Below are 24,667 nucleotides of genomic sequence, written 5' to 3' on the forward strand. Positions count from 1 at the left end.
GTCACCACATGCAGTAAACGGTCAAAAACTGCCGATTAGTGCAGAAGGAAAAGGCGCAAAATTAGCCGTGAGGCTTTCTCACCATCCGCTTCGTAGAGTGTGTGCAATGAATCTTGATCGTTGAGCCTGTGTAGTTTGAAGTGATTATAAAAGGCTTGGCCCAACCGCTGTTGCTTGAAGCGTCCTTGGCTCCACAGCCGGATGAACTCGTCATAAGCTGCCCGCTCGATCTGCAGCGACATATTGTTTTCCATCTAAAGGCAGCCGTCATTAAAGGGATTCAGCTTACGAGCCGGTCATGAATCTCTCAACTCCGTTCGCTGCGAACCGGAGACGCTTTAGGCCTGTAGCGCTCGGTCGACTGATTAGATTGGGAAGGTTACGCTGGGGTCTTTGCATGCATGGAAGAGCGTATGACAGAGGTGTATCAAGGAAGCTGTTTATGTGCGGCCGTCAGTTATGAGCTGTCCACCACACCCAAAGCGGTGAGTCATTGTCATTGCAGCCAGTGTCGCAAAGGTCATGGAGCCGCATTTGCTTCGTACGGCAGCGTTCCGCGTAGCGCGCTGCAAATACTTAGCGGCGCTATGCATATCAAAACCTATGCTTCTTCAGAGACGGTATCACGCGAGTTCTGCGCGCAGTGCGGTTCGGCCTTGTTCTGGTCACGATCTCAAGGTGAGTTTGCCAACTGGGTTTCAATAGCGCTGGGCACGCTCGATACGCCCTTTTTACCTCGAAAGCAGAAACATGTTCATCTCGACGCCGCAGCGCACTGGCACAGTTCATCCAACCCATGCCCTCCAAACGACTGAAGTCTCCCGGGCGAAAGCTGCCTCGCTTTTGTTGACGGAGATAGGCATTGGCGTAAAATCGCCACCCCAAAAAATCAGCTTGCATAGCCAGAAGGAGCTCCGATGCAACGGGTGATGATTGTTGGTCAACCTGGGTCTGGCAAAAGCACTTTGGCGCGTAAGCTTGGCCAGCGTACGGGGTTGCCGGTCGTTCATATCGACACTATCCACTGGCAACCAGGGTGGATCGAGCGAAGCCGGGATGAGAAGACGCGGCTTTGTCTCGACGTCGAGGCCCGTGATTGTTGGATATTCGAAGGTGGCCATTCAGTCACTTGGGACAACCGGATGGCCCGTGCAGATCTTCTAATATGGATTGATCGTTCGGCGACGCTTCGATTCTTGCGCGTACTGCGCAGAACACTGCTCCAACGTGGTAAGTCTCGGCCTGACTTGCCGGAGAACTGCCCCGAACGGCTGGCGAACCTGCCGGAGTTTTTTAGATTCATGTGGCGGACGAAAAAATCAGCGCGAGCGAAGATGCAACAACTCTTGGCAACAGCGCCATCAGCTTGCAGCGTGGTTCATCTGCGTTCTAATCGAGATACCAGGATTTTTCTCGCGAACATTGGAAAAACGACTGGCCAAGCTCCGCAAGATTGATCGACGGTTGACTGCTTCACCAAGGAAACTGTCGGTTGCGAGCGGTGGCTCTTGGGGGATAGCTGCCTGTCACCTCCGACTGCGATCGGCCATGAGCGGCCTTTCACCTGTCCACAGAAAGACACTCAACTTACCCAGCTGTAGAGACAAAATTGAAAAGGACACAGACTTAAAAACTACTTAAACCTATCTGGAATGTACTCTTGCCTTTCAACTAATTTTAGCGCATTCAACATATCTTCCAAGAAGTGAGTTAGCTCCTCTTTAGATTCGCAAACTGTTAGAGAAGCTATTTCCGAATCGCAAAGGCGCTCTTTGATAATACGCATGCAATCTGCATAAATCATTAGCTCCCCTTCAGATAGGCGCAAATCAAACAACGTTACACTGGCAATGCACTCTTTTTTTAGAATATCCATTACTCACCCTTTAACATAGTCAGAAAAATCTAGATTGAAATGACTTAAGCTCGTGTGAATCGCCCCTGATTTTCTAGAGGCATCCGAGTGGTTCCTTCTGGGCCGACAGCTCCCTGGTCAGGCATTGACCAACTCCATGATGTGGGTGGCATGTACATCTTCTGTTCGAATGAAGCCGCAGCGCAGGTAAAACGCGTCGCCTCCAGAAGTATCGGTGGAAAGACGCACCTTCTGAAAGTGAAGAGCGGCGTGTGCAACCAACGCGTTTACCAGCGCCTGACCGACGTGTTGATGCCGTGCCGCAGGTGCGACGTACACTCGCCGCAGCCGTGCGGTATCGGGCTTGTTATAGGGATCAACTGATAGCCCTCCGATTCCTATCACTTGCTGGTTCGAATACGCTGCCATGAGACATTCACCGGGTGCGTTGAAGCGATTCGTTCCAGAATGCCACTCCGAAATCAGGCGCGTTAGAAACCTGAAACCTTCTGCAACGGCCTCTGTCTCCAAAGTAAGAACTTCCGCCGGCAGGTGCGTAATCTGTTGAATCTCGATTGGTTTCATTCATCGTCCCTGATTCGGTATGAATCCTTTTGGCTGATCAAGGATGCATCGGGCGCATGCTATGAGCGATGTAAGTGGCAGCGCAGCTACCGACCTTTCGCTGACCTTCAGAATCAGACGATTTTGGCTTAAAGATTACTCGCTAAAAGGCTGCGCTCCGGCGCGCTTGTACTGTTCGTTCCACCAGACGACAAGTTCGGCATGTTGTTCATGAGTGATCCACGCCACGTTCGTTTTGTCTGTTGGATCGCCCCCGCAAACCAACGGCTTAACATGCCACTTGATCTTCCCTGCGAACTGCTCGTCAGGCTCCAGCGAAATCGGCTGGGGCAGCGCAAACGGCGCAACACAGGACGCGTCGAGCGGCAAAGTTGGTACCGTAAACATTACTCCGCAAGCGTTGATGACGATAAAGTCGTCCCAACTTTTTAGGCCCAGTAGCGTGTAACCCGGCAGGTAATGATCAAATCGGTAGGCTTTCATCGCAGCCAAGCTTTCATCCTGCGTGAGGACGATGAGGTAATCGTCGTTTTGCCAACCTTCGTTCATAAAATAATGACCCACTTCCAGTCGCTGCTAGGCGTCTTATCTGAGCGTAAAAACCAGAACCGCCAAATTTCCCACTATACCGAGGACCACCCACGCAAACGCTACCAGTGCCTTGAAGACCTTCCGCGAGGGGCTGAAAACAACGCTAAGCAATGCCCCGATGAGGATGCCTGGAAAGCTGAATAAGTAGAAAAGCCACCCCATGGAGTCTGTGACCCAGAGGTGGAAAAGGAACAAGTACAGCCCCATGGCAGTCGCCATTCCTCCCAGCGATTCTCGTGACGCTTTGCACAACAACGCGATGCAAAGCACTGCCACTTGCGGTAACCAGGTGCATGCAAAGTTCTCCAGGAAGAAGGGGCCTTTTCCCGTGGTGTAGACGGCAACGGCAAGGCCCAATCCGACGCCGATGGTTGCCAGCGGAATACGACTGAACTGTGGAGGGTTATTTTCCATCGATCTCATTCCTTGTGACCTTTTTGATGCAGGTGGTTCGTGAAAGTCCGCAGCCTTTTTACAGTGAAATCCCGCCAAATCAAGCGACATTCGAAATGCCAGTTTTTTACCCAAACAGCCGGTCGCGGCAGCTTGAATAAAGCAGCAAGAATCGGATAGTAAGCACTGTACGAATTCCAGTCTGATAGCACGCCAAACCAATAGGAGTTCGACGATGGTGTTTCGTATAACTGGCCTTTCCCCGGAGCCATTTCAGTCACTGTTTGGATTGCCCGACCAAGAGCTTGCGTCTCTCGGGATAAAGCGTTACATCGTCGACAGCAACCCAGGCTTTCCCGACCGTATCGAAATGAAGGATGCGGAGCTAGGTCAGAGTGTGCTTTTACTCAACCATGTCTGTCAGCCAGCCAAGACGCCATACCGTGCCTCACACGCGATCTTCATACGGGAGTGGGCCACGCACGCTTATGACGCAGTCGATCAGGTACCCGAGTCTATGCGAATCCGCCTGCTATCACTTCGCGCTTTCACTGATGATGGGATGATGCTCGACGCCGACGTCGCTGATGGACTAGCAATAGAACCTGTCGTTACCCGGATGTTTGCCAATCCAGAGGTTAGTTACATTCACGTTCACAATGCCAAGCAGGGTTGCTACTCCGGGCGAATAGATCGGGCTTAGTTACCGCAGGTCTTTGTGGTTCGTTTTCAATTTTGCTGGTCACTCGCTGGGCGGTATTGGCCGTTAGTGGCCCGTCACGAATGGCAGCTAATGGGTGTGAACTTGATCTTTAAACGCAATAGAAGGTCTAGATCGGCCCGACGGCCTATCCGCGACCATTCCTGCGACAGTCGTTCCCGCATGAAGCCTACGTGGTGAGGTAGGACGTCACAATGTCTTCAAGCATGCCCACCAGTTCAGGATCCATGTAGCGGTAATCATCGGGAATATCGAGAGAGTGGAGCCGTTTGTGTTCAAGAAGGCGGGCGTATTCAGCCTGAAGACGATTAAGGTGTTTGCGTTCCATGACAAAGATCACATCAGCCCAGCGAATATCCGCTGGGCTGATAGGTTTACGTGCATTTGGACGGGTTCCTGCTGAACGGGCATTAAAGCCTGGACGACGGCGCCAGATCGCTTCCGCAGTAGGACTACGCCATTGGTTACGGCTACAGACGAACAGGAGATTAGTCACTCTTGATTCAGTAGTTGGCGGGTTGTGCGGATGGGATAGCTCATCCCGAGTGGGTGTGCTCTGTACAGTTTGGCTGCACGAATGCACATCAGTTTCCAATTCTTTTCTGTCTTGAATCCAGCGGACGAACCGTATTGTCGCCTCTGCATTTACGGGCGTGCATACGTCTCCAGACGTGGGTTCTTTTCATCGTTATATCCTCGTGAGTACCGGGTTCAGCAGCCGCAGCAATACGAGTTGGAAATATAGTAAACGTGAATCGATGCAGGGGCTAGATAGGTTGAGCGCTTGATACTAGCAGCAGCTAATGACTGTAGGCGGTCTAGCTGTCACTCTCTCATCGTTAGCGGTACTCGGCGAATGGCAGGCCAGTTCAGGACAACGGTGAAACTGGCTAGGAAAGCGTTACTCCGCCGTTTACAGTTTCTTGAATGACCCCATTCACCTTACGACCCAATAAAGTCAGCACTTCAAAAATATTGGGGTCGGACGGATCAACTGCCATGCCCAACGTGGATACAGTTATCGAAACCCCATCACTGATCACTTGATCGGGAGCCGTTGTCTGAATAGCCAGTCTGGCGTCGCACTCCATAATTTTTCGGGCGATTTCAGATGCTGAGTCAAGATTCTCCCACTCGATCATTTCTCGAATTTCATCAGGCACCCAGTCAGGATCACTTAATCAGCATGTAAATAATCTACGTAGCGGCGTCGCTGAACCCTCTATCTGCTGGGCGGTATGCTACTTATTACATGGTCGAGAAGCTATACATATCGTTCTGATGGATTGGGTTGCGGTGATCTGTAAAAATAATTCTGAGCGTGAATAAAATCGAGCGCTCCTTACTCCGCAAACGCAATATCAATAAGCTCATCAAACCGTAAATTTACCTATTTGCCGCTGTAGCACGGCTCCGAGTTCTGCCAATTCATTACTTGAGCTGGCAGTTTTCTCGCACGACAAAGCTGAATCATCCGCAATATTACGAACTGAAGTAACACTGCGGTTAATTTCTTCTGCCACACAACTTTGTTCCTCACCGGCGGTTGCGATTTGCCTGACCATTTGCTGGATGCTGTCAATCATCCCCACGATGGTTTCAACCGAACTCCCGGTGTTTGAAACTTGTATGACGGTTTCATCAGTCAAACCGCGACAGACTTCCATCATCCCAGCTGCTTCTTCGGCTATTTTTTGCAGATTGGCGGTCAGAGCGCCAATTTCCAGGGTTGCGCCCTGAGTCCGTTTGGCAAGCGTTCTCACCTCATCTGCTACCACCGCAAACCCTCGACCCGCATCGCCCGCCCTCGCAGCTTCGATGGCCGCATTCAGCGCCAATAAGTTGGTTTGATCTGCGACTGACGTTATAACTTGCAATACCCCACCTATATTTAGGCTCTCTATTTTGAGTTGTGCCATAGCGGCTGCAGATTTTGACACCTCAGAGGCCAGACGTTTGATTTGGGCTATTGCGTCTTTTGCCATGGTGCCGCCGGTCTGCGCTTGAAGGTTAGCGTTGTGTGCCGCATGGGCTGCTTCTTCGGAGTTGCGCGCAACTTCAAGGGTGGTTGCTACCATTTCGTGGATCGCGGTGGCGACTTGGTCGATTTCAATTCTCTGATTTCCTACGCCGATGCGGGTCTGCTCTGTCGCAGCGGAAAGGTCAACGGCGGCATCAGAAATGACGGCCGATGACGTATTAACTTGACTAATAAGCAGGCTCAGGCGTGCCTGCATTTCACCTAAGGACGACAGCACACTACCGGCCACTGACATTTTCGCTTCAAGAATCGGGCGCAAGTCACCACTGGCGACGCGCTGAGCGATGGTGGACAAGACAGTCGGCTCTGCACCAAGAGCACGTGATAAACCACGAACTATCAGAGTGGTCAGTACGACCCCTATGGTAATTGCCAGTGCGCAGAAGAACATCAGAAAGTTACGAGTGTTTTTATATTCGTTCTGCGAGTCACTAATACTAGTCTGCGCAAGACTTGAGTTAAAGCTCTTGTAATTCATAACGCTGGTTACTAGTTTCTTTAGAAGTGGCAAGCATTCACTGTTCATCATATCAATGGCCGCTTTATCATCGCCACTCATGGCTAACCGCGTAATCTCTAAAGCGACAGGGCCATAAATTTTCTCAATTTTCTCGATCTCAGCCACTAAACTCCGGGCGTTGTTACCCTCGGCGGATGGAGGCAGCACATTGACGCCCGCTACAAGTTCCGACAAAAGCTTTTTAACTTTTTGATGTTCGGTATTTATGGCGTCCGCTTCAGCTTGTCGGTCAACTGCAGAGGTGACCAGTACAAGGTTGCGTGCTGAAATAGCACGTTGCTGCGCAGCGAGCAACAAATCGTTCATCAGACCCATGCGCTTATCCAAACCATCAACATAACTTGAGAAGCGTAGATTTGATTCATTTAAACTAATGACAGAAAATGCAGAGATCATAAACGTAATCACTACCATCAAGCCAAAGCCCAACAGCAATCTTGTCCGCACCGACCATGAATTTAACATGCTAACTCTCCAAGAGATTTTTATTATTCTTACGGCGCAGCCAAGAATCTGGCGCATTGGCACTATGGGCCGCTGGATGGCAATAGTTCAAGTGTTAAGTGGCGTTGTGATACTAAAGTGCTAAATTGCAACTCTAGCAGCCCAATCGAATTGCCTGCACTGTCTGTGCATATCTATTTGAGTGGTTTTTTATTTCTGGCTGGATATTTACTCCAACGCCATACTCAAAACAAAAAGCACTCTATACTCAACTCAATTTAATTTTATCGAGCCCTATAATGAGCTCTATGCTCAAGTTCATGACAGACCGCTTTTGGCCGAAAGCAGTCCATCAGAAAAACTTATATTGATCATCATCGGGCTTGCCCGCCACAACTGAAACGCCAGATAAAACAGATACGCTGCCCCCAAGATCTTGATGCCGTAGAACAACAAATCCGACACCTGCAACACCACCGAAAAAACAGCCGAGGCGAGGGCGATCATGCCGGCGAACGCCAGCAGACGGCCGACACCGGCCAGGTAGGAAGGGTGGTCCATGGCGGCTCCGGGTTTGCGCAGGCGGGAATCAGTGAGGATATCTAACCGAAAAGTCTCGGGGCCTTGATTCCCGTGTGTCGATGAAGAAAACTGCGCCTCTGATTCGAGTTCGAACCTGCGACCTGAATCGCTGGCGCGGGTTTACTTTTGAGTATGGAGTCGACGATGCAAGGAACAGCGTTTGAAATAATGCGAATAGATCAAATCCACGCGATCGTTTCGCCCACCGTAGAGTCCCTGCTACAGCCGCTGGGTTTCGAGGTTCAAGGCCCGCTGTCTTGGCTTCGCAGCGCTGACGCTCCGATTCGCCAGGTCTTTCGCCTGGCACAGTGGAAAGGTGGCGCGCTGGCACCGTCCTGGGGGGTGTCATTGGATTTCGTCCCGCATCTTTGCGGAAATGACTTCAAATGGCACAGGACTGCGAAGTCTGCGCGACCTGATCTGACGTTCGATGTGCGCGATCGCGCGTTTGATATTTCCTATCACTACGGGCCTGAAACTATCGAGAAGTGCGCACCCGATATCCTCAGGGCCGCCATTCCAAAGGCTGAATCGTTCTGGAACGCAGCGCGTTCGATCACCGACCTGCCTGGCGCTTTCGAGCGGGTCAGGCAGCATCTGTCGACAGGCGGGCTGGGTTTCTACAACTACACGCAGCATCCGCTTGCGTATGCCTTTGTATTGGCCATGAACGGCAAGCCCGACGCGGCTGAAGAAGAGTTCCGACGCTATCATGCGCGTCTTTCAGAGGCCGCTCAAAAGAAGCTTCGCAAGCTGTTCGTGGAGGCCGGCGGTTATCCTGGTCAGTGATGAGCACGGCCAGGTTCGAGGGTGTCGATGTAAAACAACCGGCCCCGCGCTAGTCGTCGATTAATGCTTCAGGGCCTCACACTGGTTACGTAAGTTGCTGTCTCGAATATTCCCGCAGCTTTGACCGTTGATCGTGGCATTGCAGTAAGCGCGTTGATTGTCGTCACTGATGTTGCCGCAACTTTGCCCGTTCATTTCAGCATTGCAGGTGGCCCGCAGGTTATCGTCGCGGATGTTGCCGCAGCTTTGTCCGTTGATTTTGGCATTGCAATAGGCGCGTTGATTGTCGTCACTGATGTTGCCGCAACTTTGCCCGTTCATTTCAGCTTTGCAGGTGGCCCGCAGGTTATCGTCGCTAATGTTGCCGCAGCTTTGTCCGTTGATTTTGGCATTGCAATAGGCGCGTTGATTGTCGTCGCTGATGTTGCCGCAACCGGCGTAGGCGTACCCACTCAACATCAATAGCAACGCAAATATGACTCTCATCGATCTCTCCATAGCGGGCAGGAAATAGCTTGGCGCTGACTGATCCAAAAAAGATCGTGATGCATCAGTGAGCCGGTCAGGTTTTCAACTGGTTGAATAGCTGTTGCAGAAACACATCACCTGCCGCTGATTCTGAAAGTAAATAGTGCCCAAACCAAATATCCCAGCCAGCGGCGAGGCTAAACTCAGCGCAATGGAAACTTGGGTGAATTGTTGTGTCAAGGCCGACGACGGGAGATCCCACCTGTCGGAACCCATGGTGTTTGACTAAGGTGTCGACCAGCGAAAGCCAATAAGCGTCAGGCAATTCGTTGAGGCCCAGGGTTAGATGACCATTCGCTGCGGTGTGAAGAGCTGGGTGCATGGCGGACCCTTCAATCTGCTGTCGATATTGATCACGCGTTCCCAAGCCTACTGTTGCACCGTCCAGACCGCCAATTCATACCCATCCAGGTCCGTAAAGTGAAACCGACTTCCACCGGGGAACGTAAACGTCTCGCGGGTGATAACGGCACCCAGGGCTTTGAGCCTCTGTTGCGTATCATCGAGATCATCCGCATACAAAATCACCAGCGGGCCACCCGGTCTAACGGGCTCCCCGGTGGTGAAGCCTCCGCTCAGGCGGCCGTCGCTGAATTCGGTGTAACTGGGGCCATAGTCGACGAATGTCCAACCGAACGCGCCGCCGTAGAAGGCTTTGCTACGGGCAATATCGCCCACGTTGAATTCGATGTTGTCGATTTGTCGGTCTTTGCCGCGAATGCTCATGCCTGTCTCCTTGGCTGATGTTCGGAACCGCGAGTGTAACGTAAGCAACCGCCGTCATGAACGTGAGCGTCCGGGTCCGCCCAAAATGCCGATGATGCAGTCGGACACAGAATCAAGGGAGGAAATACAGTGGCGTGTGATGAGGTGCTTGACCGGCTGCGCAGTGGTTCATAGCCGGCCTTTCAGAAAGCGCTGATCATGATCCGGATGTGGCAACAGCCAGCTGTCGTACTTCCCAAAAAGTCGATAGCGGTTGCGCGCCACGCGGTCGTAAGCCTAATCCCTCAGCTCGCGCGGGATAAAGCGCAACAGCAGCAATGCACGCCACGTGGCAGGCAGTTGCGCAATGATTTCGAGCACCGCCTCTGAACGCACCCAGTAGTGATGGTCGCGAATGACCGCCAGGGTGTCGCAGCCTCGCGCCTATAGGTATGAACCTAACGCGACAGCGACAGTGCCGCACTTTTTTCCTCCGTGCCCACGTCGTGCAGGGAAATCCTCGACGTTTCCGGCAACGCCAAACCACCCGCCAGTGCGAGCAACGCCACCGCTATCAGATAAAACGCCGGTGACAGGTTGCTGCCCGTGGTGCTGATCAGCCACGTCGCTATCAGCGGCGCGGTACCGCCGAAGATCGTGTACGCCATGTTGTAAGTGATTGCCGAGGCGGTGTACCGCGTGCGTGTCGGGAAGGTCTCCGACAGCAGCGCTGCCGTGACCACGCCGCACAACACGGCGCCCACCGCCAGCAACATGACGCCGACAATGGACGCTGCAAACGAGCCGGAACTGGCCATCAGGAACGATGGGTACACCACCACGATCAGCAACACGCACGCGGTCATCACCGTGACCCGACGCCCCACCCGGTCCGAATACAACCCCGCCAGCGGGCAAATCGCCGCAGCGAAGATCAGCGCGATCAGCGACACCAGCAACGCCATCGCCCGACTCAGCCCGCCCGCCACTTGCAGATAGGTCGCGAAGTAGGTGGTGAACATATAAAACGACAACGCCGTCAGTGACACAAAAGCGCCCAGGCAGCAGATCGCCGCACCATGGTTGCGCAAGGTTTCCTTGAGTGGCGAGTGGGCGACCGCATGCTCCTGCTTCACAGCCTGGAAGGCCGGCGTCTCATCCAGCTTCCAGCGCAGGTAAAGCCCCACCAGCCCGAGCGGCGCGGCGATCAGGAACGGCAGGCGCCAGCCCCAGTTGCCCATCGCTTCGGCCGATAACGACGCTTCAAGGGCGTACGCCACCACGGCGGCGGCGGCGAAGGCGGAAAATGTCGACACGGGCACGAAGCTGCCGTACCAGGCGCGTTTGTCACTGGGTGCGTGTTCCATCAGGTACGCACAGGCCCCGGCATATTCGCCCCCGGCGGAGAAACCTTGGGCGCAACGGATCAGCGACAACAGAATCGGCGCCGCGACACCGATGGCGGCGTAGGTGGGGAGCAGGCCGATCAAGGTGGTGGCGCCGGCCATCAGCAGGATCGTCATGGCCAGGGTACGTTTGCGCCCGATGCGGTCGCCGAGCATGCCGAAGAAAATCCCGCCCAAGGGCCGGAAGGCGAAGGCGACGGCGAACACCGCGAAGGTTTTGAGCAACGCCGCACTGGCGTCGCCGCTGGGGAAGAATTGTTGGGCGATGGTGGTGGCGAGGAAACCGTAGACGGCGAAGTCAAACCATTCGACGAAGTTACCGATGCCGGCGGCGATGATGACCTTGCGCAGGGTTTGGGGGCTTACCTGTTCGGTGGAGGGGCTCGTCATGGGGAAGGCCTCGGAAGGGGTCGGGGATGCTGGATTATCCGGGGAAGGCGGGTGGGCGGCCGGGCTCAAAAGAGTCGTCCGCATAGCCAGTAGCGACTGGGTGGGAGTGAAGGAGCAGGAATTGGGCTAGGTCAGGCGGGGATTTATCGCTAGCGGGCAGATTTGCGGTAAGTCAGCAGCACAATCCCGGTCACCACGATGACGCCGCCGAGCATCTGCCCGGCGTTTAGCATTTGATCGAGCACGATCCAGCCCATCAACAGCGTCGCCAGCGGCTCAATGTTCATGACCGGCGCATTGCGCGGCATGTCCAGGCGTGGGACCGACATGAACAGCACGATAAAACCGGTGCCATACAGCACCACCAACGTCGCGAGCGCCAGCCAGCCGGTACTGCTTGCCGGTGGGTTCAGGCCGCCCGGAAGGGCGCCGCTGAGGCCCGCGAGGTTGACGCTGCTGAACACGATGAAGATCGTCAGCAGGCTGCGCACTGAACCGCGAACCTGGGACAACTTGTGATCGGTGATCCACAGCGCGCAGGCGAACACGAAGGCGGCGCAGAATGCCAGGCTGACGCCGAGCAGCCATTGCGGGCCGATCTCGGCACTGCTTGAAAGGCGGCCGGGTACGTCCAGGACAAACACCAGGCCGACCAGAATCAAGCCCATCAGCAAGGCGGTACGCGCCGTCGGGCGTGGGCCGCCGAATGCCCAGGTGAGCAGGGCGAGCAGGATCGGGAACACGTTGCCCACCAGCAACGCCAGCGCCACCGGCACGCGGGCGACGGCGGAGTAGAGGCACAGGCTTTGGGTGGCGATAAGCAGTCCCAGCAGCACTTGCCAGCGCCATGCCCCGGCCGGCAGGCGCAGGTTTTGGCGTTGCCACAGCACCAGCACGGCCAGCACCAGCAAGGTGCCGCCCGAACGCATCAGAATAGCCAGCAACACACCGGCGCCATCATCGAAGGCTACGCGCGCCGCAATGTGGTTGCCGGCGAAGGCACAGCCCATGCACAGCAGAATCAACACGGCGATGGGGCGGGAGAAGGGGGCGGGTGTGGTTTGCGTGGCGGCAAGGGCTGTCATGAGAAGGCTCGAACAGTGGGCACCATCGTCGAGGATGGCGATTTATTTTTAGGTTGTCGTACAACTTGAGGGTGGGATTTGTAGCGCGTTTGAGGCGAAGGAGCAAGGGCAAGCGTTTATATAACGGCTACCATTCTGAGTTTTTGCGGTTCGCCGAGCGTTTTCATTGAAGGGTGATTTTCGGCCCATGGCCAGCATTCACCCCGCTTTCGTCGGTGGTTGTCGTATGTCTACGGGCCAGACCACCCGCCCTCGGCGTTTAATCAGTCCTATCCCCTCAGAACAAGCGACATGTCTGAATAGTGATCACACATGAAGTCGACGAATGCGCGAACCTTCGGCGCCGCAAGCCGCCTGGAGGTGTGTAAGACCCAAAGCGCCGGCTCTACACCCGACACCGTTCCCCACTGAACCAACTCACCGCGGGCAAGCTGATTCCAGGCGATGGACTGTGGGATGAGCGCCGCACCGCCACCGGCGACAGCGGCATCGCGGACCATCAACAGCGAAGAGAACTGCATGGTCGGGACCGGCTCCAAGACCAACTGCCCGCCGTCAAGACGCCAGTGGGTGGGCTGGAAAGTCGACGTCACAATCGCGGGCACGGATCGGATCGCGCCGGGCATCGGCCTGAGCAGTTCAGGCGCCGCCACCACGATCAGCCGGTCCTTGGCGAAGCACCGTCCGACCAGGCTGCTGTCCGGGCTTGGGTTGATTCGAATGGCGACATCAAATTGTTCCTCCACCAGGTCCACCCGTCGATCTTCCGACACCACCTCGATAAACACCTCCGGATAGGCCGCACAGAATTCGGCGCCGATACGCCCCATCGCCAGTTGCGAGAACAGAATCGGGGCCGCGACCCGTAGACGTCCGCGCGGTGTTGAAACGCCTTCGCGTGCGGCGGTCATGGCGTCGGTCACTTCACTCAGCGGGCCTTCAGTTCGAGACATCAGCGCCTCACCGGCTTCGGTGAGTTTCAGGCCACGTGCGCTGCGCTCGATCAGCCTCACGCCCAGTTGTTCTTCAAGGTCGCTGATTCGGCGCGACAAGGTGGCTTTGGAAATACCGCTCGCGCGGCTGGCCTTGCCCAGCCCCGAATGGGTGGCGACGAGGGTGAAATCAATCAGCGCGTTCAGGTTCATGGGTGTTCCATATGTGAAACGAGGTGTCTGGATTTTGTGGTCTTCGTTTTGGAAGTGCAACGAATTACTGTCTCGTCATCGGGACACGCCATGAGGCATTTCCAATGAGCAGTCTCCAACGGTGTTGCCGCAGGACGACGTCGTCGGCTTCTCCGATATCCCGATGCACTCGCACGCAATCGCACCGTTTCACGGACGGGCAAGGTTGTTGCGGATTTCACTCGCTGATCCACTCTAAACCCACTGCAGGAGTTACAAACATGAGCATTCTGGTTATTGGCGCCACGGGCACCCTTGGTTCACTGATCACTCAAGGCCTGGCTGGCGCGGGCGCCGAGGTCAAAGCCCTTGTGCGCCAAGCGGGCAAGCGGGAGTTTCCGGCCGGCGTCACTGAAGTTGTCGCAGACCTCACTGACGTCGCGTCGATGCGCCTTGCACTCGCGTCGGTACGTACCTTGTTCCTGCTCAATGCCGTGACGCCCGACGAGGTCACTCAAGCCCTGATCACGCTGAACCTGGCGCGTGAGGCGGGTATCGAACGTATCGTTTATTTGTCGGTGATTCATGCCGACACATTCACCAACGTCCCGCACTTCACCGGCAAGCAGACGGTTGAGCGCATGATCGAGCGCCTCGACATGCCTGTAACGGTCTTGCGTCCAGCTTATTTCATGCAAAACGACCGCCGGGTGCAACAGACCATTCAGGCCTACTCGGTATACCCGATGCCGATCGGCGCGGCGGGCGTGTCGATGATTGACGCGCGCGATATCGCTGATGTCGCGGTCGCAGAACTGCTGCGACGCGACACAGCGCCCTCGGCGCTGGGTCGTGTAACGCTGGAATTGGTTGGGCCGCAAGCGCTCACCGGTGCCTCCGTGGCGAAGACCTGGAGTGCGGCGCTAGGCCGCGAGATCGCCTACGGTGGGGATGACTTGGCCGCGTTCGAAGCACAGCTGGCTTCTTAAGGCCCCAGCTGGCTGGCGTATGACATGCGCCTGATGATGGCGGGTATCCAGACCTTTGGCATGCACGCCGTTGAAGGCACGGTCGAAATGCTTGAGGCCCTCATTGGGCACCCGTTGCGCACCTACGAAGACTTCGTGCGCGAGGTCGTTGCCGAGGGTTGAACCGCGCTAAAAATCATGGATGAAACCGTCGCCCCAGCGCATCCAACCGCACCGCAATCGGCGGCAACCGCTCACTGCTTCTGGCCAGGGTTTCAACATCGTCGGCGGTGTTTTGCGCAATGCTTTGCACCGACTGCAGCCGGCCGACAATCTCCAGGTTTGCCGAGGTTTGCTCGCGTGTGGTGGTCACAATCCGGCCATTCAGGTCGTCGATGTGCGCGATGTCATTGCCCACCGCGCGCAACATTTCGACCGCTACCTGGCTGTCTTCCACGCACCGCTCCACGCCTTGGCGGCTGTCGTGCATGGCTTCGACGGCTTGGCGGCTGCCGTGCTGCAAACCCTCGATGATGGTTTTGATTTCCTGGGTGGACACCGCTGTGCGTTGCGCCAGGCTGCGGACTTCGTCGGCGACCACCGCAAAACCACGGCCTTGCTCGCCGGCACGGGCGGCCTCGATGGCAGCGTTGAGGGCGAGCAGGTTGGTTTGGTTGGCGATGCTGCTGATGACTTCTAGCACGGTGCCGATCTGTTCGGCCTGCACGGCCAGGCCTTGTACCGTCTCATGCGTGCCGTTGAGACGTGAGGCCAACTGGGTGATTTCCTGCTGGGCGCGGCCCACGCTTTCCTGGCCGCGCAGGATCTGTTGGCGGGCCTTGCCGGCGTGATCCACCGCTTGCTCCACGTGCACGGCGATGTGGCCCATGGCGTCTTCCATGCGCTGCATCGAGCCGGTCATCTGGGTGATTTCCGCCAATTGGTGCCGCGCGCCTTTTTCCAGGGTGCCGCTGGCGCTGGCCAGTTCCTGGCCGAGTTGGCCGAGGCCATGGGAGTCACGGGCGACGCCGTCGATCAGGCCGGTAAGCTGCTGCAGGAAGTGGTCGAAACGCTTGGCGAGGGAGACGTGCACCTTGCCCGCGTCACCTTCGGCGGTTTCAACCGTCAGCTGGGAAGTAACCGCCAGCATTTTTTCCAGCATCTCCTGGCTCTCGACCGCTTCAGCCTGGCTGTGCACGGCCAGGTAGAGGAGGGCGATGGTTTCCATCACGACATAGAACGCATGGACAAACACCATGGCCCAACCGCCGTGATGATCCATCACGAATACCGGGAAGCCTTGATGTTGCAGCGCATGGAACACCACGTGGTGCACGGCGATCGTGGCCGCTGCGACCAGGATCGGCAGCCAGTCGCGATAAAACGTCAGCACTGCCAACAGTGCGAAGATCCCGAAGTGCGCTTCGATCACGCCCTGCGCCTGGTTGATGTGCAGCGCCGCCATGACCATCAAGCCCGCGCCGAGGGCGCAACGCATCACACGGGTGCCACCGATGGCGCGGTAGAGCGCGGTCAGCACCACGCTGGTGCCGCCGCCGACGATGGCCGCTTGAATCAACGTGTCATGCCAGAACGCCAGGCCCAGTGAGAACAGGAACATCAGCCAGATCAGCGCCAGCATGATGCGGTCGGCCTTGCGGTAGTGCTCGAAAAAACGCGTGCGGATGGGCATTCACACTTACTCCATGTGGTCTGGCCGAAACAAAACGAGGGGCAGGTTGGCGCGAATTAGGTGTGCTTGGTTTTTATTGGATTGAGCGATGCAAAACGGTTATCGGCAACAGGAGGAGGGACTTGAGGAGCGGCTACCCGGGTGGGTAGCCGTTTATCGGGCTGTGATCAGAAGCTGTATTTGGCCGTGACGCCAACGCTGCGCGGGTTGCCGTAGGTGTCGGTGGATCCCCAGATCGGGCTGGTGGCGATTGCCGAGTAGTAGGTGCGGTCGAAAATGTTGTTCACGTTCAGTTGCAGGTCCAGGTGCTTGTTCACTTGGTAACCGGCCATGACGTCCGCAACCGCGTAGCTGCCTTGTTCCAGGCGATAGGTCGTGCTGTTGGCAAGGACCACGTCGTTGTACATGCGGCTCTGCCAGTAGATGTTGCCACCGATACGCAGTTTTTCCAGCGGGCCCTGGAAGCGGTAGGACGTGGTGAGCTTGAACAGACGCTCCGGCGTGTCGGTGTCGAAGCGCTGGTTGTCATTGGCCGGCTTGGTGTCTTTGATGTAATGCGCACGGATGTAGGTGAAGCCGCCGCCAACTTGCCAGTTCTCAGTAAGCGCGCCTTGCAGTTCAAGGTCGATCCCTTGGCTGCGTACCAGGCCCGAGGCTTCATAACAGGCCGTGATCGGGCATCCGACTTGGCTGTCCGGCAGCGTTGCGCGGTTTTTCTGGTCGATCTGGAACACGGCCAGGCTGGCGTTGAGTGCTCCGTTGAAGTATTCGCCCTTGATACCGACTTCGTAGTTTTCGCCGACGATGGGCTCCAACGGTTTGTCCGAAAAGTCTCGATTTGTCTGCGGTGTGAAGATGTCGGTGTAGCTGGCATAGACCGAGTATTGATCATTCAGGTCATAGATAACGCCCGCGTAGCGCGTGAGGTTACGGGTGACTTTGTAGTCGCCGTCGCCCTGACGATCGTCGTAGTCATACCAATCCACGCGTGCCCCGAGGATTACCTTGAGCGGGTCCGCCAGGTTCAGCCGTGTGGTCAGGTACACGCCATCCTGAGTGGTGATGCTGTGGCCTTTGCCGTCGCGCACGAAGTCCGGCTTTGCCCCGTTGAGCGGGTAGTTGGTGTCGTAAGGGCTGTATTCCTTGGACGTCGCGTCGTAGATGCGTTTGCTGGTGCCGACCACCACTTCATGGGTGCGGCCGAAGGCGTCGACCGGGCCGCTGAAGAAGGTGTCCAGACCGTATTGCTTGTCGTCCTGGTGCGATTGGTAGGCAGTGCGCGCGAGCGTGGTCTGGTAGCGGGATTGGTAGGTACCGGTGAATACCCCGTCCAACTGTGACGACGAACCCGCGACGTGGAGTTTCCAGCCGTTGTCGAAGCGATGCTCGATGTCACCAAATACCGTGTCGATGGTCAGTTTTTTGTTTTCCCAGTCAGAGCCTGGGTTGGTGGAGCGGGGCAGGTTCAGGTGGTGGCCATCGGTGCCGATGGGCAAGCCACCCCAGAAAAAGTTGGTCTGGTCTTCCTGGCGCGAGAAGCCCAGGGTGGCGGTGGTGTTTTCGCTGAGGTCGGCCTCACCAATGGCGTAGAACAGGCCGTGGTCGCTTTCTTCCCCTTTGTGGAAACTATTGGCGTCGCGGTAGGAACCCACCACGCGGCCGCGCAAGGTGCCGCTGTCATTCAAGGCGCTTGAGGCGTCGAATTCGCCTCGATAATCGTCCCAGCTGCCGGCTGCACCGGTGATCGACACCTGGGGCGTAGCAGTGGGGCGCTTGCGCACAAAATTGATTGCCGCCGAAGGGTTGCCGGCGCCGGTGACCAGGCCTGTGGCGCCGCGAATCACTTCCACGCGGTCAAACATCGCCAGGTTGGGTTGCACACTGTTGGCGTAGCCAGAATAGGCGCTGGGAATGCCATCGAACATCATGTTGTCGATGTCGAAGCCGCGCGAACTGTACGTCTGCCGGCCGGGGCCGCTGGATTGGCTGAGGAACAGGCCGGGGGTGTTCTTGACCACGTCGTTGACGCTGGTCATGGCCTGGTCATCCATGCGCTGACGGGTGATCACCGTAACCGCCTGGGGTGTCTCGCGCATGGTCAAGGGGAGCTTGGTCGCAGTGGCCATCTCGCCAGTGGTGTAAGACTGTGTGCCTTCGGTGGTCTGGCCCAACTGTTCACTGCTGATCTGGGTGGCACCCAGCTCCAGTGTTGCGGCTTTTTCAGCCTCGGCGGCGAAGGCCGCGTGTGAAGCAGCAAGACAGACCGCCAACGCCATCAAACTGGGTGAAAAACCTTTGCCGCCGTGTTGTTGCACAGACATGAAACTGACTCTCCCCGAATGCCGTCCCTGGCGAATAATAAAGATGATGATAATTATTCGCATCAGTTTGGCAGATTGAGTCTGTAGGAAAAACCCTTAGGGGAGAATTAGTTAACGAATTTTTCACATCTGGGTGGCGGCATTTAGCCATACCGCACCCTCTGTATGACCCTCATTCACGCTTTGAAATGGCCACGCGACTCGTCGCCTTGACCTCCCTCAACGCCAGGCTCGACTGAATCGACGCAATCCCTAACTGGCGCCGCAACACGCTCTCGACAAACTCGCTGTAGCTGTCCAGATCCTCCGCCAGCACCTGCAACAGGTAATCGGCATCGCCGGTGATCTTATGGCACGACAACACCTGTGGCAGCTCCCTCACCACCGCCTCGAAGGCGTCGGGCGCATGGTCGGTATGGATCGCGAAACGCACATGCACGAAAGCCAGGATATCCAGCCCGAGCATCTTGCGATCCAGGTTGGCCTGGTAGTCCTTGATCACGCCTTCTTCTTCCAGGCGTTTGCGGCGGCGCCAGCAGGGCGTGAGGCTCAGGGATAGCCGCTCACTCAATTGCGCGTTGGAAATACTGGCGTCTGCTTGCAGCAGGGCGAGGATGGCGAGATCGGTGTCATCAAGAACGACCTGTTTGGTTTTATTTTTCATATAGGGCAATCACAAGGGTAAAAACACCCGATAAAGCTACCAGTGGCAGAAGTAAAAGCAAAGAAAGCCCTGCGTCGTCAGAACAAAATAGACCCTGTCTTTTACTGGCGGATGCCCACACATGTTGACTGTATTTAGTGAAGACCACCGTTTGCACCATGGCACCGAACTGAAGGACGGCGTGCTCAAGCCCTCGTTCGAGCAACCAAGCCGTGCCGATACCGTGCGTGACCGCGTCAGGCAGGTTGGCCTGGGCGATATCATCACGCCACGCCGCTTTGACCGGGGCTGTTACGTCGCCGCTCACAGCGAACGCTACGTCACGTTCCTTGAAACCGCTTGGGATGAATGGACCGCCATCGGCCGCAGTCATGACGCATTGCCCCTGGTGTGGCCAGTACGCGACCTGGCCAACCAACGGGTGCCGGACTTCATTGACGGCAAGCTGGGGTTCTTCGCCATGGACGCCGGCTCACCGATCACCAGCACCACCTGGGAGGCGGTAAAGACCAGCGCGGACATCGCCCTGACCGGCCTGGCGCTGCTCGATGAGGGCCACTACAGCGCCTTCGCCCTGTGTCGCCCACCGGGCCATCACGCGGCCCGCGAATACATGGGTGGTTACTGCTACCTCAACAACGCCGCCATTGCTGCGCAGCACGCCATCACCCAAGGCGCCAAGCGCGTGGCCGTGCTGGATGTGGATTTTCACCATGGCAACGGTACGCAGAATATTTTCTACGACCGTCCGGACGTGATGTTCATCTCCCTGCACGGCGAACCGGCGGTGTCCTACCCGTATTTTTCCGGTGCCCGTGATGAGCGCGGCGCAGGTGCGGGGGAGGGCTTCAACCTGAATTACCCGTTGCCGAAAAACACCACCTGGGCCCACTACCAAACCGCCCTGGTCGACGCTTGCCAGCAACTGCGCCGTTTTGCGCCCGAAGTGCTGGTGATCTCCCTTGGCGTCGACACCTTCAAGGACGACCCCATCAGCCATTTCCTTCTCGACAGCCAGGACTTCCTCGGCATGGGCGAAATCATCGCCAGCGTCGGCGTGCCCACGCTGTTCGTGATGGAAGGCGGCTACATGGTTGATGAGATCGGCATCAATGCCGTCAACGTGCTGCACGGTTTCGAAAGCAAATCCCAATAACAACACCCTGTCGTCTTTTCTTCTGCCAAAACTCAAAAACATAACAAGAGGTTTTGTGATGAAAACATCCACGTCCGGGCTTTATGAAAAGCCTGCGTTGCAACGCACCCTGAGCAACCGCCATATCCAGTTGATGGCCATGGGCGGTGCGATCGGCACTGGCCTGTTCATGGGCTCCGGCAAGATCATCGCGCTGTCCGGCACCTCGATCATCCTGATCTACATGATCATCGGGCTCTTCGTGTATTTCGTGATGCGCGCCATGGGCGAGCTGCTGCTCTCCAACCTCAACTTCAAAAGCTTCGCCGACTTTGCCGGTGCGTACCTGGGGCCGCGTGCGGCGTTCTTCCTGGGCTGGTCGTACTGGCTGAGCTGGAGCGTGGCCGTGGTGGGGGATGCGGTGGTCGTGGGCGGGTTCTTCCAGTACTGGTTTCCCCATGTGCCGGCGTGGATGCCCGCCGTGGGCATGCTGCTCACGCTGTTCGCGTTGAACGTATTGACGGTCAAGCTGTTTGGCGAAGTGGAGTTCTGGTTTGCCATCATCAAGATCATCGCCGTGGTGACCTTGATCGGCGTCAGTGTGGTGCTGATCGCCAGCTCGTTTGTCTCGCCCACCGGCGTTACCGCGTCGTTGACCCATTTGCTGGATAAACAGGCGGCGTTTCCCAATGGCCTGTTCGGCTTTTTTGCCGGGTTCCAGATGGCGATCTTTTCCTTCGCCGGCACCGAGCTGATCGGCACCGCCGCCGCCGAAACCCGTGCACCGGAGCGCACCTTACCGAAGGCGATCAACTCGATCCCGTTGCGTATCATCCTGTTCTACGTGCTGGCCCTGGCGTGCATCATCGCGGTGACTTCATGGCAGCAGGTCTCGCCAAGCAAGAGTCCGTTTGTGGAGTTGTTCCTGGTGGCAGGCTTCCCCGCCGCCGCGGGCATCGTCAATTTCGTGGTACTCACCTCGGCGGCATCCTCGGCCAACAGCGGGGTGTTTTCCGCCAGCCGCATGTTGTTCGGGTTGGCCGACCTGGGCGACGCACCGGGGATCTTCCGGCGCCTCTCGAGCAGCAGCGTGCCGTTTATCAGCCTGGCATTTACCACCTTGCTGATGCTCTTGGGGCTGGTGTTGCTGTTTGTGGTGCCGGAGGTGATGACCGCCTTCACCATCGTGTCGACGGTGTCGGCGATCCTGGTGATCTTTACCTGGTCGACCATCCTCGCGTCCTACATCGCCTACCGCAAAAAACGCCCGGACCTGCACGCCAAATCCCTCTACAAGATGCCCGGCGGTGTACCGATGGCCTGGTTTTCCCTGACGTTTCTGCTGTTTGTACTCGGCCTGCTGGCGTTGCGGCCGGACACACGCCTGGCGCTGTATGTGATGCCAGCCTGGTTCATCTGGCTGGGAATTGCCTACCAGCTCTCGCGCTATCGGGGCGCCCATTGGATGAAGGCAGCCGATTCGGTCACAGGTGACCCGCGCCAATGATCGCCTTGGCAAACGCCTCGGGCCTTTGCGCGTGGGCCGATACACACCTAGAACGCCACCCTTACACCCACTGTGCCTTCGCGGCCGTTATAGGTGTTGCTATCCAGATTGCGGTTGTAACCGACTTCGCCGTACAGGCTCACACCTTGAGCGACCTGTAGCGTGGCCCCCAGGCTGAGCTCCATCGTCGCGGCTTTTTGTTCGGTGTCGATACGGGTGGCCTGGTTGTAAATCACGCTATTGTCCCCGGCACGGGCGTGCCATACGTTTGCGCGCACATAGGGTTGCAAGGGCAGGCCACCGACCTTGTAGTCGCCGCGCAGACGTACACCCAGGCGCGTGGTGACGCCGGTATCGGCGTCATACTTAACGTCGGAAATACCGTCGTTCTGGCTGTCGAGCCGGGTCTTGCCAACGATCAACTGAGCCTGGGGTTCGACGGTCCAGGTCCGGGTGACCTGGAGTGGCCAGCCGACTTCCACGGATGCCGTCACGTTATGTCCACGGGTCTTCATCTTCACGCCACGATCCGACTCGTTGTTGCCATTAAAGCGGGTGCCCATCAGCACCAGGTCCGCATAGGCCTGATGGGCACCGATCAGCGTCCAGTAAACCCCCAGGCTGTCACCGCGCAAGGTGGTTTTGCCGGCGTCCCTGCCTTGCCAGCCGCCGCTGAAGCCTTTGACGTTGCCTTTGAGTGTGCTATGGCCCACAAACACCCCGGCGCGCTGGGTGCGGCCACCGTCGTCGGTGTCGGCGTAGACATCACGTCCCACTTGAAAACCCTGGACGCTGCTGTCCAGCGTGGGGCTGACAGTCCCGGCGAAGCCTTGGCGACTGCTGCTGCCATAGAATCGACCCCAGCCCACTGGGCTGTTGCCGGCCAGTTGCTGGCCCTGGTCGCCCAGGCGTTCGTGATAGGTCCCCAGCATGGCGCGCACGATCTGGTCCGCAGCCGGAAACAGCACCGCGTAGATCGACACTTCTTTGCGGTAGAGGGGGATCGGTTCAACGCCTGGGTTGGGGGGCAGGGGCTCCTCACCGGGGCCCGGCAAGGGCACGATAATGATGGGGTCGGTGGGCTGTACCGGGACGCTGGAGCGCAGGTAATAGTTATCGGCCGTGCCCGCCGTGACACCGCCCTTGAACAGGCGATAGTCGAACGCCCCTGCGGACACCGGGCCTGCCAGGCGAAAGGCAGCGGCACTGCCAGTGGCGCCGTTGAGTACCTGCACCACTTGGATACCATCCTGCAACGTCGCTGCGCCTGCGCCGCCCAGGTTGGTCACGCTGATTGCCGTGGTGCCCCCTAGCGTGCCCTGGTTGATCACCAGTTTGTCGCTGGGTGAACCGTCGCTGGCCAAAACGCTTTGCAGGGCCAGTCGCCCGCCGTTGCCGGTGTAGTTGCCGTTAATGGTCAAGGTATCGCGGGCGCTGGCGCTGCCGGTGGTCATATCGATCAGGCCGCTGTTGTTGACGGCAACCCACTGGCCGGCGGTAAAAGCTTCGATCACGCCCGTGTTGACCAGCAGCCGACTTGTGCCATCCAGCCCCAGGGTGCCGGTGCCTGTCCCACTGTCACCCAGCTTGAGCGTGCCTCCCAACGTCAGCGTTGAAGCGTTGTCCAGCTGAATGGTTTCCCATTGCGTCAACAGTTGCGGATTCCCGACGGTGGTGGTGTCCAGGGTCAGCGTGTCGTTGCCCAGGCCACCCTCCAGCAGTTGCGCGGCGGCCACTTGAGAACCCGTCAGGTTCTGGAGGCGTGCGCTGTCGTCCCCGGCGCCCATCAGCACGGATGAATGCAGATTGCCGCCCGTCCAGATGAAGGCGTCGTTGCCGAAACTGAGCAGTATCTGGCCATTGACCTCGCCACCCGAAACGGTCACTTGATCGTTACCGCCGCTGACACTGATATTGCCGCCCACGAACGCCGTGCCCGAAATCAGCACGGTGTCGTTGCCGAAGCCGGTCACCAGGTTGCCGATGATGCGGCCTCCCGACATATCAAAAATATTGTCGTCGAGTTTCATATCGACGCGCCCGATGCTGCCGCCGGTCATGCTGGCACGGTCACCGTCCTCGAACGCCCCGGTGATCGTTCCGCCGCTCATGAAGAAGTCGTCCAGGCCGTCGCCCTGCTCCAGCAGGGCAACGGTGCCGCCGCTCATGGAAAAATTATCGATACCCGTGCCCTGGCGCACCGCACCGGCTTGGCCACCCGAAATCTGTGCCACGTCCGTGCCCGCGCCCTGGGTCACGGATCCCGTTATGTTCCCCAGGTTGAGCCTGAAGATATTGGCGCCGTCGCCCTGGTCGAGGTTCCCATCAATCCCGGCACTGGGTCCGTTCACATCCACCAGATCATTGCCGGCGCCAAAGGTGACATTGCCGGTAATCCGGCCCGTCTGCGTGACAGTGAGGGTGTTGTTGCCTCCCGTGTCGGCAAACCCAGGAGCCGTGGCGCTATCACAGGTAGAGGTGTCATCGCCGGCCGTGGTGTTGAGGGTGCACGCCGCATTAGAGGCGCCAGGCACCGCCGCCATGACGATCAGGTACAACCACGAGAGTGTCCGCATGCGCATGATCCGTCCTCACTTGAGGGGAAGGTGCCCCGGCACCT

At 57.3% G+C, this 24,667-nt stretch carries 24 protein-coding genes and 3 pseudogenes; 7 read left to right on the top strand and 20 right to left on the bottom strand.

The window, feature by feature from the left end:
* Window positions 1-35: 35 nt before the first annotated feature.
* Entirely contained in the window at window positions 36-254 is a 219-nt protein-coding gene (locus AO064_RS12230) for a hypothetical protein (RefSeq protein ID WP_064053449.1), read from the bottom strand.
* Window positions 255-413: 159 nt separating this feature from the next.
* On the opposite strand from AO064_RS12230, the gene AO064_RS30220 reads away from it, so the two are divergent.
* Together AO064_RS30220 and AO064_RS12235 are read left to right on the top strand one after the other, a co-directional pair.
* The gene (locus tag AO064_RS30220) at window positions 414-815 is read left to right on the top strand and encodes a GFA family protein (RefSeq protein ID WP_082893930.1); all 402 of its coding nucleotides are present in this window, start codon (window positions 414-416) and stop codon (window positions 813-815) included.
* 102 nt (window positions 816-917) lie between these two features.
* Window positions 918-1,457 (top strand): P-loop NTPase family protein, encoded by a 540-nt coding sequence (locus AO064_RS12235; protein WP_064053450.1) that lies wholly within the window; start codon window positions 918-920, stop codon window positions 1,455-1,457.
* 176 nt (window positions 1,458-1,633) lie between these two features.
* Here the strand turns inward: AO064_RS12235 and AO064_RS12240 are convergent, their stop codons facing one another.
* The 4 genes from AO064_RS12240 to AO064_RS12255 all read right to left on the bottom strand — a co-directional run bounded on the left by AO064_RS12240 (window position 1,634) and on the right by AO064_RS12255 (window position 3,445).
* Window positions 1,634-1,876: a hypothetical protein gene (locus tag AO064_RS12240; protein WP_064053451.1), complete on the bottom strand. Its 243-nt coding sequence runs from the start codon at window positions 1,874-1,876 to the stop codon at window positions 1,634-1,636.
* A gap of 117 nt (window positions 1,877-1,993) precedes the next feature.
* Window positions 1,994-2,440 (bottom strand): GNAT family N-acetyltransferase, encoded by a 447-nt coding sequence (locus AO064_RS12245; RefSeq protein WP_064053452.1) that lies wholly within the window; start codon window positions 2,438-2,440, stop codon window positions 1,994-1,996.
* Window positions 2,441-2,575: 135 nt separating this feature from the next.
* On the bottom strand, window positions 2,576-2,989 hold the full coding sequence (locus AO064_RS12250; protein WP_064053453.1) for a hypothetical protein: 414 nt from the start codon (window positions 2,987-2,989) through the stop codon (window positions 2,576-2,578).
* 36 nt (window positions 2,990-3,025) lie between these two features.
* A complete protein-coding gene (locus AO064_RS12255) occupies window positions 3,026-3,445 on the bottom strand; it encodes a hypothetical protein (RefSeq protein ID WP_224265939.1) in 420 nt (139 codons plus the stop codon).
* A gap of 214 nt (window positions 3,446-3,659) precedes the next feature.
* Here AO064_RS12255 and AO064_RS12260 point away from each other — a divergent pair, with 214 nt between their 5' ends.
* Window positions 3,660-4,127: a DUF1203 domain-containing protein gene (locus AO064_RS12260; RefSeq protein WP_064053454.1), complete on the top strand. Its 468-nt coding sequence runs from the start codon at window positions 3,660-3,662 to the stop codon at window positions 4,125-4,127.
* Window positions 4,128-4,314: 187 nt separating this feature from the next.
* Here the strand turns inward: AO064_RS12260 and AO064_RS12265 are convergent, their stop codons facing one another.
* From AO064_RS12265 to AO064_RS12280, 4 genes and pseudogenes are all read right to left on the bottom strand, one after another.
* The gene (locus AO064_RS12265; protein ID WP_064053455.1) at window positions 4,315-4,641 is read right to left on the bottom strand and encodes a low molecular weight protein tyrosine phosphatase family protein; all 327 of its coding nucleotides are present in this window, start codon (window positions 4,639-4,641) and stop codon (window positions 4,315-4,317) included.
* A 394-nt stretch (window positions 4,642-5,035) separates the two neighbouring features.
* The gene (locus AO064_RS12270) at window positions 5,036-5,308 is read right to left on the bottom strand and encodes a hypothetical protein (protein ID WP_147469615.1); all 273 of its coding nucleotides are present in this window, start codon (window positions 5,306-5,308) and stop codon (window positions 5,036-5,038) included.
* Window positions 5,309-5,518: 210 nt separating this feature from the next.
* Window positions 5,519-7,171, bottom strand: coding sequence for a methyl-accepting chemotaxis protein (locus AO064_RS12275; RefSeq protein WP_064053457.1), 1,653 nt, complete (start codon window positions 7,169-7,171; stop codon window positions 5,519-5,521).
* 357 nt (window positions 7,172-7,528) lie between these two features.
* Window positions 7,529-7,699: pseudogene (locus tag AO064_RS12280) on the bottom strand (LysE family translocator); the annotation flags it as partial.
* 177 nt (window positions 7,700-7,876) lie between these two features.
* Here AO064_RS12280 and AO064_RS12285 point away from each other — a divergent pair.
* Entirely contained in the window at window positions 7,877-8,521 is a 645-nt protein-coding gene (locus AO064_RS12285; protein WP_244159513.1) for a hypothetical protein, read from the top strand.
* A gap of 60 nt (window positions 8,522-8,581) precedes the next feature.
* On the opposite strand, the gene AO064_RS12290 is transcribed toward AO064_RS12285, so the two are convergent.
* The 7 genes and pseudogenes from AO064_RS12290 to AO064_RS12315 all read right to left on the bottom strand — a co-directional run bounded on the left by AO064_RS12290 (window position 8,582) and on the right by AO064_RS12315 (window position 13,780).
* Window positions 8,582-9,007 (bottom strand): hypothetical protein, encoded by a 426-nt coding sequence (locus AO064_RS12290; protein ID WP_064053460.1) that lies wholly within the window; start codon window positions 9,005-9,007, stop codon window positions 8,582-8,584.
* A 76-nt stretch (window positions 9,008-9,083) separates the two neighbouring features.
* Window positions 9,084-9,371: a hypothetical protein gene (locus AO064_RS12295; protein ID WP_043205424.1), complete on the bottom strand. Its 288-nt coding sequence runs from the start codon at window positions 9,369-9,371 to the stop codon at window positions 9,084-9,086.
* A 47-nt stretch (window positions 9,372-9,418) separates the two neighbouring features.
* Entirely contained in the window at window positions 9,419-9,775 is a 357-nt protein-coding gene (locus AO064_RS12300; protein WP_046036163.1) for a VOC family protein, read from the bottom strand.
* Between the two features lie 168 nt (window positions 9,776-9,943).
* A pseudogene (locus AO064_RS30230) lies at window positions 9,944-10,186 on the bottom strand (thiol-disulfide oxidoreductase DCC family protein); the annotation flags it as partial.
* A gap of 26 nt (window positions 10,187-10,212) precedes the next feature.
* Window positions 10,213-11,550 (bottom strand): MFS transporter, encoded by a 1,338-nt coding sequence (locus AO064_RS12305; protein WP_064053461.1) that lies wholly within the window; start codon window positions 11,548-11,550, stop codon window positions 10,213-10,215.
* Window positions 11,551-11,699: 149 nt separating this feature from the next.
* A complete protein-coding gene (locus tag AO064_RS12310) occupies window positions 11,700-12,635 on the bottom strand; it encodes an EamA family transporter (protein WP_064053462.1) in 936 nt (311 codons plus the stop codon).
* Between the two features lie 269 nt (window positions 12,636-12,904).
* Window positions 12,905-13,780, bottom strand: a complete 876-nt coding sequence (locus AO064_RS12315) for a LysR family transcriptional regulator (RefSeq protein ID WP_064053463.1) — start codon at window positions 13,778-13,780, stop codon at window positions 12,905-12,907.
* Between the two features lie 260 nt (window positions 13,781-14,040).
* Here AO064_RS12315 and AO064_RS12320 point away from each other — a divergent pair.
* Window positions 14,041-14,910 (top strand): annotated as a pseudogene (locus tag AO064_RS12320) (SDR family oxidoreductase).
* A gap of 13 nt (window positions 14,911-14,923) precedes the next feature.
* On the opposite strand, the gene AO064_RS31480 reads toward AO064_RS12320, so the two are convergent.
* From AO064_RS31480 to AO064_RS12335, 3 genes are all read right to left on the bottom strand, one after another.
* Window positions 14,924-16,420: a methyl-accepting chemotaxis protein gene (locus tag AO064_RS31480; RefSeq protein WP_064053464.1), complete on the bottom strand. Its 1,497-nt coding sequence runs from the start codon at window positions 16,418-16,420 to the stop codon at window positions 14,924-14,926.
* Between the two features lie 167 nt (window positions 16,421-16,587).
* Window positions 16,588-18,741 (bottom strand): TonB-dependent siderophore receptor, encoded by a 2,154-nt coding sequence (locus AO064_RS12330; RefSeq protein WP_064053465.1) that lies wholly within the window; start codon window positions 18,739-18,741, stop codon window positions 16,588-16,590.
* Window positions 18,742-18,913: 172 nt separating this feature from the next.
* A complete protein-coding gene (locus tag AO064_RS12335) occupies window positions 18,914-19,405 on the bottom strand; it encodes an Lrp/AsnC family transcriptional regulator (RefSeq protein WP_064053466.1) in 492 nt (163 codons plus the stop codon).
* A 121-nt stretch (window positions 19,406-19,526) separates the two neighbouring features.
* Between AO064_RS12335 and AO064_RS12340 the strand changes: the two genes are divergently transcribed.
* Window positions 19,527-20,561, top strand: coding sequence for a histone deacetylase family protein (locus AO064_RS12340; RefSeq protein WP_064053467.1), 1,035 nt, complete (start codon window positions 19,527-19,529; stop codon window positions 20,559-20,561).
* A gap of 58 nt (window positions 20,562-20,619) precedes the next feature.
* Entirely contained in the window at window positions 20,620-22,047 is a 1,428-nt protein-coding gene (locus tag AO064_RS12345; RefSeq protein ID WP_064053468.1) for an amino acid permease, read from the top strand.
* Window positions 22,048-22,094: 47 nt separating this feature from the next.
* Here AO064_RS12345 and AO064_RS12350 read toward each other — a convergent pair whose 3' ends face one another.
* Window positions 22,095-24,629: an autotransporter family protein gene (locus tag AO064_RS12350; RefSeq protein ID WP_064053469.1), complete on the bottom strand. Its 2,535-nt coding sequence runs from the start codon at window positions 24,627-24,629 to the stop codon at window positions 22,095-22,097.
* Window positions 24,630-24,667: the final 38 nt, after the last annotated feature.

It is taken from the genome of Pseudomonas marginalis, assembly GCF_001645105.1.
GTDB classification, from domain to species: domain Bacteria; phylum Pseudomonadota; class Gammaproteobacteria; order Pseudomonadales; family Pseudomonadaceae; genus Aquipseudomonas; species Aquipseudomonas petroselini.

Excerpts from the sequence above, each read along its gene's own strand:
- AO064_RS12230 (WP_064053449.1), bottom strand. The coding sequence starts at position 254 with ATGGAAAACAATATGTCGCTGCAGATCGAGCGGGCAGCTTATGACGAG.
- AO064_RS12300 (WP_046036163.1), bottom strand. The coding sequence starts at position 9,775 with ATGAGCATTCGCGGCAAAGACCGACAAATCGACAACATCGAATTCAAC.
- AO064_RS12240 (WP_064053451.1), bottom strand. The coding sequence starts at position 1,876 with ATGGATATTCTAAAAAAAGAGTGCATTGCCAGTGTAACGTTGTTTGAT.
- AO064_RS12330 (WP_064053465.1), bottom strand. The coding sequence starts at position 18,741 with ATGTCTGTGCAACAACACGGCGGCAAAGGTTTTTCACCCAGTTTGATG.
- AO064_RS12250 (WP_064053453.1), bottom strand. The coding sequence starts at position 2,989 with ATGAACGAAGGTTGGCAAAACGACGATTACCTCATCGTCCTCACGCAG.
- AO064_RS12290 (WP_064053460.1), bottom strand. The coding sequence starts at position 9,007 with ATGAGAGTCATATTTGCGTTGCTATTGATGTTGAGTGGGTACGCCTAC.
- AO064_RS12235 (WP_064053450.1), top strand. The coding sequence starts at position 918 with ATGCAACGGGTGATGATTGTTGGTCAACCTGGGTCTGGCAAAAGCACT.
- AO064_RS12315 (WP_064053463.1), bottom strand. The coding sequence starts at position 13,780 with ATGAACCTGAACGCGCTGATTGATTTCACCCTCGTCGCCACCCATTCG.
- AO064_RS12310 (WP_064053462.1), bottom strand. The coding sequence starts at position 12,635 with ATGACAGCCCTTGCCGCCACGCAAACCACACCCGCCCCCTTCTCCCGC.
- AO064_RS12285 (WP_244159513.1), top strand. The coding sequence starts at position 7,877 with ATGCAAGGAACAGCGTTTGAAATAATGCGAATAGATCAAATCCACGCG.
- AO064_RS12295 (WP_043205424.1), bottom strand. The coding sequence starts at position 9,371 with ATGCACCCAGCTCTTCACACCGCAGCGAATGGTCATCTAACCCTGGGC.
- AO064_RS12255 (WP_224265939.1), bottom strand. The coding sequence starts at position 3,445 with ATGGAAAATAACCCTCCACAGTTCAGTCGTATTCCGCTGGCAACCATC.
- AO064_RS12260 (WP_064053454.1), top strand. The coding sequence starts at position 3,660 with ATGGTGTTTCGTATAACTGGCCTTTCCCCGGAGCCATTTCAGTCACTG.
- AO064_RS12350 (WP_064053469.1), bottom strand. The coding sequence starts at position 24,629 with ATGCGCATGCGGACACTCTCGTGGTTGTACCTGATCGTCATGGCGGCG.
- AO064_RS12345 (WP_064053468.1), top strand. The coding sequence starts at position 20,620 with ATGAAAACATCCACGTCCGGGCTTTATGAAAAGCCTGCGTTGCAACGC.
- AO064_RS31480 (WP_064053464.1), bottom strand. The coding sequence starts at position 16,420 with ATGCCCATCCGCACGCGTTTTTTCGAGCACTACCGCAAGGCCGACCGC.
- AO064_RS12275 (WP_064053457.1), bottom strand. The coding sequence starts at position 7,171 with ATGTTAAATTCATGGTCGGTGCGGACAAGATTGCTGTTGGGCTTTGGC.
- AO064_RS12335 (WP_064053466.1), bottom strand. The coding sequence starts at position 19,405 with ATGAAAAATAAAACCAAACAGGTCGTTCTTGATGACACCGATCTCGCC.
- AO064_RS12305 (WP_064053461.1), bottom strand. The coding sequence starts at position 11,550 with ATGACGAGCCCCTCCACCGAACAGGTAAGCCCCCAAACCCTGCGCAAG.
- AO064_RS30220 (WP_082893930.1), top strand. The coding sequence starts at position 414 with ATGACAGAGGTGTATCAAGGAAGCTGTTTATGTGCGGCCGTCAGTTAT.
- AO064_RS12245 (WP_064053452.1), bottom strand. The coding sequence starts at position 2,440 with ATGAAACCAATCGAGATTCAACAGATTACGCACCTGCCGGCGGAAGTT.
- AO064_RS12340 (WP_064053467.1), top strand. The coding sequence starts at position 19,527 with ATGTTGACTGTATTTAGTGAAGACCACCGTTTGCACCATGGCACCGAA.